This window comes from Pelomonas margarita, from assembly GCF_043555875.1.
In the GTDB taxonomy this organism is placed as follows: domain Bacteria; phylum Pseudomonadota; class Gammaproteobacteria; order Burkholderiales; family Burkholderiaceae_C; genus Pelomonas; species Pelomonas margarita.
On record NZ_JBIGHW010000030.1, the window covers coordinates 1 to 8,503 of the forward strand.

12 protein-coding genes are annotated in these 8,503 nt (G+C 62.4%); 4 read left to right on the forward strand and 8 right to left on the reverse strand.

Annotation, left to right across the window (positions count from 1 at the left end):
* Window positions 1-65: 65 nt before the first annotated feature.
* The gene (locus ACG0Z3_RS22835) at window positions 66-374 is read right to left on the reverse strand and encodes a hypothetical protein (RefSeq protein ID WP_394402300.1); all 309 of its coding nucleotides are present in this window, start codon (window positions 372-374) and stop codon (window positions 66-68) included.
* Between ACG0Z3_RS22835 and ACG0Z3_RS22840 the strand changes: the two genes are divergently transcribed.
* From ACG0Z3_RS22840 to ACG0Z3_RS22850, 3 genes are all read left to right on the forward strand, one after another.
* Complete coding sequence (locus ACG0Z3_RS22840; protein WP_394402297.1) at window positions 282-938, forward strand: TniQ family protein; 657 nt, start codon at window positions 282-284, stop codon at window positions 936-938. The genes ACG0Z3_RS22835 and ACG0Z3_RS22840 overlap by 93 nt on opposite strands.
* Before the next feature lie 26 nt (window positions 939-964).
* A complete protein-coding gene (locus ACG0Z3_RS22845) occupies window positions 965-1,606 on the forward strand; it encodes a TniQ family protein (protein ID WP_394402274.1) in 642 nt (213 codons plus the stop codon).
* A gap of 67 nt (window positions 1,607-1,673) precedes the next feature.
* A complete protein-coding gene (locus ACG0Z3_RS22850; RefSeq protein WP_394402276.1) occupies window positions 1,674-1,898 on the forward strand; it encodes an antitoxin VbhA family protein in 225 nt (74 codons plus the stop codon).
* A gap of 98 nt (window positions 1,899-1,996) precedes the next feature.
* On the opposite strand, the gene ACG0Z3_RS22855 is transcribed toward ACG0Z3_RS22850, so the two are convergent.
* From ACG0Z3_RS22855 to ACG0Z3_RS22870, 4 genes are all read right to left on the reverse strand, one after another.
* Complete coding sequence (locus tag ACG0Z3_RS22855; protein WP_088482754.1) at window positions 1,997-2,242, reverse strand: helix-turn-helix domain-containing protein; 246 nt, start codon at window positions 2,240-2,242, stop codon at window positions 1,997-1,999.
* Between the two features lie 598 nt (window positions 2,243-2,840).
* On the reverse strand, window positions 2,841-3,704 hold the full coding sequence (locus tag ACG0Z3_RS22860; RefSeq protein WP_394402279.1) for a GIY-YIG nuclease family protein: 864 nt from the start codon (window positions 3,702-3,704) through the stop codon (window positions 2,841-2,843).
* A 45-nt stretch (window positions 3,705-3,749) separates the two neighbouring features.
* Window positions 3,750-4,277, reverse strand: a complete 528-nt coding sequence (locus ACG0Z3_RS22865) for a hypothetical protein (RefSeq protein WP_394402281.1) — start codon at window positions 4,275-4,277, stop codon at window positions 3,750-3,752.
* Window positions 4,261-4,779 carry a Panacea domain-containing protein gene (locus tag ACG0Z3_RS22870; RefSeq protein WP_394402283.1) on the reverse strand — a complete coding sequence of 173 codons (519 nt, stop codon included), beginning with the start codon at window positions 4,777-4,779 and terminating at the stop codon, window positions 4,261-4,263. Before ACG0Z3_RS22870 ends, ACG0Z3_RS22865 begins: the two co-directional genes overlap by 17 nt.
* A 417-nt stretch (window positions 4,780-5,196) precedes the next feature.
* On the opposite strand from ACG0Z3_RS22870, the gene ACG0Z3_RS22875 reads away from it, so the two are divergent.
* Window positions 5,197-5,835, forward strand: coding sequence for a hypothetical protein (locus tag ACG0Z3_RS22875; RefSeq protein ID WP_394402286.1), 639 nt, complete (start codon window positions 5,197-5,199; stop codon window positions 5,833-5,835).
* An 853-nt stretch (window positions 5,836-6,688) separates the two neighbouring features.
* On the opposite strand, the gene ACG0Z3_RS22880 is transcribed toward ACG0Z3_RS22875, so the two are convergent.
* The 3 genes from ACG0Z3_RS22880 to ACG0Z3_RS22890 all read right to left on the reverse strand — a co-directional run bounded on the left by ACG0Z3_RS22880 (window position 6,689) and on the right by ACG0Z3_RS22890 (window position 8,367).
* A complete protein-coding gene (locus tag ACG0Z3_RS22880; RefSeq protein WP_394402289.1) occupies window positions 6,689-7,243 on the reverse strand; it encodes a hypothetical protein in 555 nt (184 codons plus the stop codon).
* Window positions 7,244-7,400: 157 nt separating this feature from the next.
* Complete coding sequence (locus ACG0Z3_RS22885) at window positions 7,401-8,228, reverse strand: hypothetical protein (RefSeq protein WP_394402292.1); 828 nt, start codon at window positions 8,226-8,228, stop codon at window positions 7,401-7,403.
* Window positions 8,212-8,367 carry a hypothetical protein gene (locus ACG0Z3_RS22890; protein ID WP_394402294.1) on the reverse strand — a complete coding sequence of 52 codons (156 nt, stop codon included), beginning with the start codon at window positions 8,365-8,367 and terminating at the stop codon, window positions 8,212-8,214. The genes ACG0Z3_RS22885 and ACG0Z3_RS22890 overlap by 17 nt, the downstream gene beginning before the upstream one ends.
* Between the last annotated feature and the right edge of the window lie 136 nt (window positions 8,368-8,503).

The window sequence follows — 8,503 nt, forward strand, 5'->3', positions numbered from 1 at the left end:
CCACCCCCAGCGTCCACGATGACGCTGAAACAGCGTCCACGATCAGACTGAAACGCCGTCCACGATCACGCTGAAATCCCGTCCACCATCAGTCTGAAACGCCGTCCACGATGGGCTGAAATACGCAGCCGCTGGATCACCAGACGGTGCTGCGAATCGCCTGGGCGCTCAACGTCGATGCAAGTCTGTTGGGGCCGCGCCTGGTCATGCAAGACGGCAGTCGCCCTGGATGGGTTCGGTACGCCGGCATGCGATTTCGGCGGCAGGTTGCGACCAACAAGCTGTACGCCAAGATCTGCCCTCAGTGCTTGCGTCAGCATGGCGTGACCAAGCTGAGCTGGCAGCTCCGCGCTGCGGTCGGATGCGCGGAGCATGGCTACAGCCTGATCGGGATGTGCCCTCAGTGCGGTGAATCGATTGGCTGGAACAGGCCAGACGTAGACATCTGCCGATGCGGGCGACATTTCAGGGGCGAGCCAGCCGCTCCGTTGGAGCCTGAGGTGCAGGCTTGGCTGAGTTGGTTGGAGGGTGGCCTGACCAACACGCTGCCGCCACCGTTCCCAGCGCTTCCGGCTGCCATGCTGCATCTGAGCATTGACGGGGCCTTTCGCATCGTCGAAGCGCTCGGGCTGTGTGAAGGGCCAGGGACTTCGGTCCGTTCAGCGCTTTCTGGGTGCAAAACACCTCGTGGTTTGGGTGCTGTCGTGCAGCGAGGACTGCAGCGCCTGAGCGCGATTGAGGCCGACGTGGGAGTCGCCATGCGTTTATCCGGGGTCGCGAACCAGCCGGCGTTGGCACAGATCGCGACGGACGCTGCAGCGGAGGAAGACAGGGCGCTTGCTTGGTGGCTCATCCAAAGCATGCGCAGCGGGATCGACCCAGGATCGACCCGCGCCGGCAGCCGACCGCGGGGCCAGCTCCCGCTTTTCATCGTATGAACGAAGTTCTCCGTCACGGAGTCCCAATGCCCTTTGAATGGGAGGCTCCCAGCGGTTGGCTCGGACGCCTCTCGTTGGCCCAGGGCTGCCGAGTCGTCGAAGTGAAGCACTTTCTTGGCCTTGCCGCTCGCGGTGTGCGAGACGTGGACAGTGTGTTTGTCGGGGGCATTGCCAGCGTCGTGCGCTACCGATGTGGCCTACCCCCAACGGTATTTCGCCGTGTCGAGATCGCGTTGCAGTCCATGGATGTGCAGTGGCTTCGTCATGCAGGGTGGCCACGTTTTCGCTACTGCCCGCTTTGTCTCTCCGAAAGGCGCACTCCCTACTTCGACATCTACTGGCGCTTTCTTCACTTCGGTGTCTGCCTTATTCATGGCTGCGACCTCCAACTAAGGTGCCCGGGGTGCCGAGGCCAGATCAGCGCACCGAGCGATGTTTTCAATTCGGCAGCTGGGCGCGCAGGTTGCGCCTCTCAGAATCACTGTCAGCGGTGCTCTTGGGATCTGGCGCGTGCACCGGCAATGCCGAGCAGATCTGGCCCACCTCTGGCCGAAGCTCTCGAAGCTCGGTTGCTCGAACCGCAAGCGCCGGTGCCCGAGGAGCCCTCCGCGAGGGCACGCAATCGAGTCGATGTCCGCGATAGTTGGCCGTGGCCAGCAGGGCGCTAAAGTGAAGCATGGACAGGTCGGTTTTCATCGCCCTGGGCATGCTGGGCACTGGCTGTAGGGGAACAACATGACGAAGTTGAGCAAGGCCGAACGACGCCTGGCGCACGAACAAGCACTTGCCAGTGTGTGCATCGAGGGTTTCGAACCGAGTCCCGAGTTCCTGGCGGACTGCGAAGCGGTGGTGGAAGGCACCATGACAAGCGCTGCAGCCCGAGCGGCGAGCTTGGCACGCGCTCTGGCCAAGGATCAGGTGGCCGCAGAACGCAGCGTCGTGCCTCGCACGCCTGACTGACACCTGCTGAATTCCACTGTCGCCGTGGCTGGCTCACGCGCAGACTGGGCCGGAGCCGATGTGCGTACCGCGTGACCCATCCCGGCGAACTGTTGAACCTAGAGGCCTGCCTCGGCCATCAACTCGGCCAGTGTCATGTCCAGCGCGCTGGCAACGCGCGCGACAGATACAAAACCCGGATTCTGCTGGCCTCGTTCGATGCTGCTCATGTACGCACGATCGATCTCGCTGCGATGAGCCAGCTCCTCCTGGGAAATCTGTCGATCTATCCGCGCCTGACGAATGGCCTGCCCAAGGGCGACCAGCACGGGGTGCTGTGCGTGGCGCGGCGAGGCAATTGGCATGCAACGATCGTCCGCATATGATGACGATCACACCACGGCCGATCTTCCACATGCATGTGGCGGCGCGGTGCCGCTCGGCTGAGCCCATCGAAGGAGAACATGGATGTTCAGGGCTGATGCAATGCACCGCGTGCGAATGCCGTCCGCCGTATCGGCACTCGACCCGGGCTCGGCGTACTACGAGCTGATCGAGCCCATCGCCAATCTGCCTACCTGGCTGATACACGTTCTGCCTGGCCCTGCGGCGTCCGACGACGCGCCTCGCTGGCGGCGGCTGATGACAACCAGCTTGCCGTACGCGCTCAGTGTGATGGCCAGCCGAGAGTGGCTCCGGGTACGGCTGTATGTGCTCTTGCCGCCCAGTTCGCCCACTGAGGAAGGCGCGTCTACGGCGCAATGCCTGTCCGTGTGGGAGTGCCGGGAGCCGCGTGGCAAAGAGGTTTGCTGGCTCGTCGACACCGATTGCGGTGCCGTTGTGGACAGCGCGTTCGGCACGCGGCCAGCGCAGGCGAAGAGGATCCGATTGCTTTGGTCGGACGATAGCGCTCGCTAGCTACCAGAAGCAGCACGGAGCGTCAGCGGAACAGCATCGATAGCGCTAGCGCTGTGCGTGCGCTCCATCGTCAGCGGCTTGCGCTGCGGCCTCCCGAAGACGCCAGCGCATCTCAGGAAACAGCAGCGAAACGAATGGGTCGTATCGCCGGTCCGGCACTCGCTGGCTGGAATCCGCAGCAAAGTCCTCGACCCGCCGGTGCTGCGCATCGGTGGCGTCGGGTCGGTAGGCATCCCATGCAATCAGAAAGAGGTGGGTCCACGGCTGCACAGCACCTCGCCCCATCTGCATGCCGCTGGTTAGCACCGCGAAGACATCCTGAAGCTTGAAGCCGATCACGCGGTTGCATCGGATGGACAGCAGTACGCGCAGCACACCCTTGGCCCCCCAGAATTTCTCCTCCAGCGCGGGCTCTAGGTCCGGACGCCAGTGGCGGTGCTCGCGAAGGCTCATCAAATGGGCCAGCAACGGGTCGCGGGCCGCATCGCTGGCGTTGGCCGCGTGGTAGCTCTCCGCCAAGGTCAACAGCGTCTGCATGGCTTTCGCCCAGTCGCCGGGTGGATGCGCCGGTGCCAGGGTCGACTGCAGCACTCGGTCCCAATGACCATGCGATCGCAGTTGCGCTTCGACGACCTTGTCATCGAGTGCGCAGAAAAATCCGCCTCGCACCTTCTGCCAGCCACGCTCGATCATGATCCGAACGGTGATCTCGTTTTCGAGCAACTCAGCGGCCCTGTAGTCGGCCACTTCGTGCTGGTGCTGGAACAGGACTTGGATCGGTTCGTGCAGCTTGGTCCACACCGCTCCTTTGCCGTTTACGTGCTGGCGGTGCCGTCGGACGAAGTTGTCAGAGATGCCGATGTAGAAGTGGTCGCCGGTCAGCTCCAATACATAGAACCATTTGCGCATGCCTAGTAGCTCCGCGCGATGGCAGCTCGTCCTAGGCCGACCGCGCTACTTGGCGATGTCGTCGCCCGGCTCTTTGGCGCTGGCGCGTTTGGCCCTAGACACGCGCGCACGAGCCGCCGGTTTGGCCGGCGCCGGTGCCGCCGTCCGCGACATGATGGACTGGCCGTTCTTGGGGAACAGATAGTTGGCCACGATGGTGAAGATGCCCAGCACGTTCAGCGTCGTGCCACCCACCAGAGCGAGCAGCACTTTCGTGTCCAGCGAAAAGTGCGTGAAGGTACTGAAGCCTGAGAGCGCCAGGAACGCTGCCAGCCCCACCAGCCACCACACTACGAGCAAGAAGATCTTGTTTGCGTACGACTTTCGCGACGTGATGACCTCGTCGATCTGACGAAGCTCACGCATGTGAAATGCGCGCTTGACCTTGCGCTCGTACGCCTCGTCATCCTCGGCCTCAGCCGAGCCGTAGGTCTGCAGCTCTTGTTGGTAAAGCCTAGACTGCCCGTCGCTGTCCGCCGCGGCAGACAGATCGGGCCCAATCAGCGAGAGATCGTCGTCAAGCTGCGGCGGCACGCTTGGCCCGGTTCTTCTCCGCCTCCTGGCGGAAGTACGTACGAATGAGATCGTCGTCGATAGGCACGCTGCGCATGTCTCCGTCGTACTTCTTGCGGGCCAGGTCCCACGGCGAATTCGGCAGATGCGTGAGGTTGGACAGCTGCACGGCTGTGAGCTTGCCGTACGTGTTCCACACGCTGTCCATCAGCTTCTTGGCGCCTATGTCATCGTCGCGCACGGCCGGTGCTTGGTACTCGAAGTCCTCGAGATCCAGCTCCGTGGCTCGGCCCGTGATGGCGCCAGCGCGCTCGTGCTTGAACTCGTGATAGAGCGAGGGCACCACCGGGCCGAACTGCCACGCCTCGATCGGGTCGGAGATGAGCGGCTCGTCGTTGAGCCCCAGATGCCAGCCGTGCGCGAAGAACACGAGCTTTTGCAGCTTCATTGGGGTCAGCGTGGTGCCGCTGGACTCGGCCTTGTCCAGAAAGTAGTTGGCGACGGCCTTCGCGTCGTAAGCCATGGTGCCCTCCTTTCTGTTGCGATGAGTCGGTAAGTGCTTGCGCGGTAATGTAATTCAAGCCTGCAACTCGACGCTTTAGTTGCGGTAGGCGATCGAGCGACAAGGACGTAGACTGTACACAAAAACAGTATTTCGTGCATCTTGAAGCCACTCAGGCTGTAGGGAAGATCAGCTTGCTGCGTCCCGCTGCCCACTGGGTTCGTTCAACTCAAGGCGTGGTCCGTGGCGCTGGCTCATTCAGTGACCCATCGACGGACTACGCTGAACAGCATGAACGTGCCTCTGCTGCCGCAAATCCTGCATCGGCAGACCGACTCTCTGACGCTAACTGCTTCCTTCGGGTCGGGTGGCTCATGTCATGAGCTAGGTGGTGTCTATCCTCGTTGCGCCAGATCCATGGCACATCAAGGGAAGCAGATGAGCGACACACCACCAGTAGCTGACGGCCAAGCAAGAAAATCTGAGCATCCGGCGTCGAGCCCAATGGATGCCGAAATCAGGACGGTCGCGCGGCTCCTGAAGCAGGAGCTTCTCAAGGACTTGCCCTTTTTCGGCACGTGTGGCGTTGCCGTGGGGTGGTTGATGCTGGTTCAGTACCGGCTCACGCAGACCGGCATGGGGCCGAAAGATTCATTGGCGGACGCGCTCTTTTCAGACTTCGTGTCTTTCAACGCGTTCGGACTCGTGTTCCTTGGCTTACTGGCCCTCGGCTCAGCTGTCACCTGCTTGGCGGCGCTGAACATTCACTGGCCCAGGCTTGAACGCGTGGTTGACCATCTGCAAACCAGGCTGGCGCAGCTTGCCAGCTCGATCATCTCTTTCACGCTGGGGCTGTCGCTGACAGCACTTTGCCACTCGCTGCTCACCATCACCGCCGGTGGCGTCGGGCTGTTCTCGATGATCGCGCTGTTCGACGGCATGCTGGTTGTCGGCTTCGGCTCGGCCATGCTGGTGGCGCGGCGCAGGTCTCCCTTCGATCAATGGTGGGTCGGTGTGATGTTCCTGGTTCTCGCTCTCGGCGCGACACTCTCGCTCATCTTCTGGGGCGTCAAGTAGGCGCAAGCGCCGGCCCTTCGGAAGCTGGACGCGACGCCCAAGTTTCGTCTTGAACGAAACGGATTCGGGGAAGTTCAATCTTCAGTGAGACGGCAGTTCAAGGTGTCGTGAGGTGGTCGTGGCTAAGCCCGCGACGCTGCGGGCGGCCAGTTTCGGCATGAACGAGAACCGACATTGGGTGTCGTAGCTCCCGCCAGGATTGCGGGATCGATACACGCGCAGGAAGCGTCTAGCTCACCAGAGCCCGGCCATATGCCGGGTTTGCCGTTTCTGGACCCCGGGCCATTGTCCGAGTTGCCTACAGGGGGGGGGCAGAAACAACAAAGCCCAACCGGGTTCGATTGGGCTAAGCGCCTGATTTGATTCAGAAATTCTTGGTGGCAAGGGCTCTACCGAAAGATGCCCGCAAACCCGCATGGCTATTGAGGGCTATGTCTCTTCGTTCGCCGAGTTCTTGCAAAAGTTCTTGCAGGGCGCTCGCGCTGCGCGTCGTGGCACCCGGGGCTCGTTGCGTTCGGTCGCCTTGGCGTTGACGTGAATTTGACGCCTCCGGCGCAATGTGTGCGGTTCAGAATGTGTGTGCGTTGCGGTTTTGTATGCGGTTTCGTTGACGGATGCTTGACGTTCGGAGCGCCCCCGTACGCGCTGGCGCGCAGCTTGTCCCCAGTGCCTGCTGGGCAAGGCCGCCATCGGGCGTGGCTGGCGAGCCGACCCGAGCGCGCCTTTTGCTGGAAGGTGACGTTTTCAACATCATGATGGGCAACACCAGCGCGAAGACCTTATAGGGCGACGGTCTAGGCGCCCGAAAAATACCTCTCGAAGGGCTAGAGACCGGGCGTTTCTGGATAGGGGGTCAAAGGTTGCGTGGGGCCTTCTTCGCGAAGACGATGGCCTCCAGCAAGGTCGGGAACCGGTAGTCTCCAACCACGTAGCTGCCATCCTCCAATTGGACGCCCCAGGCGCGCATCATTTCTTCCTGACCTTCAACGGGTCGATGCCCTACAGGGGATTTGGCCTGCTCCTTTCCGCAGTACCGGCAAAGCGACGCCTCGCGCCTGATCGACTCCGCGCAGAACTGGCAGGCTTTCACATGCGCGTCTTCACCACGTCTGCTCCCGATGGAAACCCCGCGCCGTACCCCCGGGCGCGAGAACCCAAAAAGGATCACCGCTCCAACCCCGACCCCGCAAGACAGCAACAGCAGATTCCTCTGGTGCTGCATGAGGCTCAGGTTCGCTACGCGGCCGACCCCGGGCGCGTCAACAGTGAAGTCGAAAAAGAGCATCGAATAGACGACGCCTGCGACCGACAGAAGAATCAGCGCGACCGATATTTTTCTCAAACCTTCCTCCGCTCTGTGAATGACGGCGACTGCGCGAAGGCCGCTGTCGGCGATTGGAACGCGCACCTATGACAATTCAGAAGGGGTTGCATGACGGCGCATGGGCGCAACCCCTTCTGGGGGTGACTAGCGCAACCTATGAAAGCTAGCACTGGCGCGGGGTTCAGGGGTTGCGCAGACACCCCCCACCGAAGGTGGGGACGCACCCCACATAAGTCACAAGTCATGCAGTCGGTCGGTTGACGCGCTCTTGTCGCTTCGCGTCTTCGACGTGGACCAACTGCTTGGACAGCGCCTGCCGTGTGATGGGCTCGCCAGTGAGTAGTTGCCAGTACGCCGCCGCGCGGGTTGGGCTGCGGCCGGCCAGGATGTAGGTGCGCCAGATGCGAGCACGGCGTTCAGCGACCTCGGCCGGCGTCCGCTTACCCGCCCGGTCTGGGTTGTCGAGGGCCTGCTGCCCCAGGGCCTGGCGAAGCTCTTGGAAGGCCCGGGGCTCAAGCTGGCGCCTGTCTGCCGCCATGGCCTTCGTTGGCATGGTCATGAGTTCCTGGCGCTGAGGACCGGTCACCGCGAGGCCCAGAGCGCACCGGCGCGCGAGCGAGCCGCGTCGGTGGTACAGGTACTGCCTCAGCGCCCCGGCATGCCAGGCGGGCGAGTCGGGCTCGTGCTTGAGCAGGTCGCGCCAGCCCTTGAACTCGGTGCGGTGGGTCGGGGTGCGCTTGGTGAACCAGAGGAGGTCAGCCAGCAGCGTGATGAACTCGGTTTGGGCAGTGGTGTCGTTCGTGGGCCAGCGCAGGCAGGGTGGCACGTTGCGGCGGTCAAGCGCGAGGTGAAGGACCCAGAGCTTCAGCGGGTCGTCCGTGGTGGCAATGCGGGCGATGAGAGTCTCGGTGGGCTGGGCTGGGATGGCGTTCACAACGCGGCGGAAGGAGGCCTCGCAAGTGCTGCCCTGCATGCGTCCGATCAAGTCAGGTACCGAATGAAAAGAGCCCAGCGCGTGGCCGGGCTCTTTGGTCTCGGCGCTGACGCTGGGGTCAGCCGGCGACAGCATCGAGCAGCGACTGGCGGGCCATGTTGTGGATCGAGCCGCCGAACTCTTCGTCAAGGCTAGAGCACGGGTAGACGACCGTAGACCACTCAGACCCGTTGGGCGTGAAGATCAGCAGATCCTGCTTGTTCCAGCGAATCACATAGATGCGTGCGTATTTCAGCCCATCGTGGACGGCGTTTCAGACTGATGGTGGACGGGATTTCAGCGTGATCGTGGACGGCGTTTCAGTCTGATCGTGGACGCTGTTTCAGCGTCATCGTGGACGCTGGGGGTGG

Coding starts and splice junctions, on each gene's coding strand:
- ACG0Z3_RS22835 (WP_394402300.1), bottom strand. CDS start 374: ATGCTCCGCGCATCCGACCGCAGCGCGGAGCTGCCAGCTCAGCTTGGT.
- ACG0Z3_RS22845 (WP_394402274.1), top strand. CDS start 965: ATGCCCTTTGAATGGGAGGCTCCCAGCGGTTGGCTCGGACGCCTCTCG.
- ACG0Z3_RS22850 (WP_394402276.1), top strand. CDS start 1,674: ATGACGAAGTTGAGCAAGGCCGAACGACGCCTGGCGCACGAACAAGCA.
- ACG0Z3_RS22855 (WP_088482754.1), bottom strand. CDS start 2,242: ATGCCAATTGCCTCGCCGCGCCACGCACAGCACCCCGTGCTGGTCGCC.
- ACG0Z3_RS22860 (WP_394402279.1), bottom strand. CDS start 3,704: ATGCGCAAATGGTTCTATGTATTGGAGCTGACCGGCGACCACTTCTAC.
- ACG0Z3_RS22870 (WP_394402283.1), bottom strand. CDS start 4,779: ATGGCTTACGACGCGAAGGCCGTCGCCAACTACTTTCTGGACAAGGCC.
- ACG0Z3_RS22875 (WP_394402286.1), top strand. CDS start 5,197: ATGAGCGACACACCACCAGTAGCTGACGGCCAAGCAAGAAAATCTGAG.
- ACG0Z3_RS22885 (WP_394402292.1), bottom strand. CDS start 8,228: ATGCTGTCGCCGGCTGACCCCAGCGTCAGCGCCGAGACCAAAGAGCCC.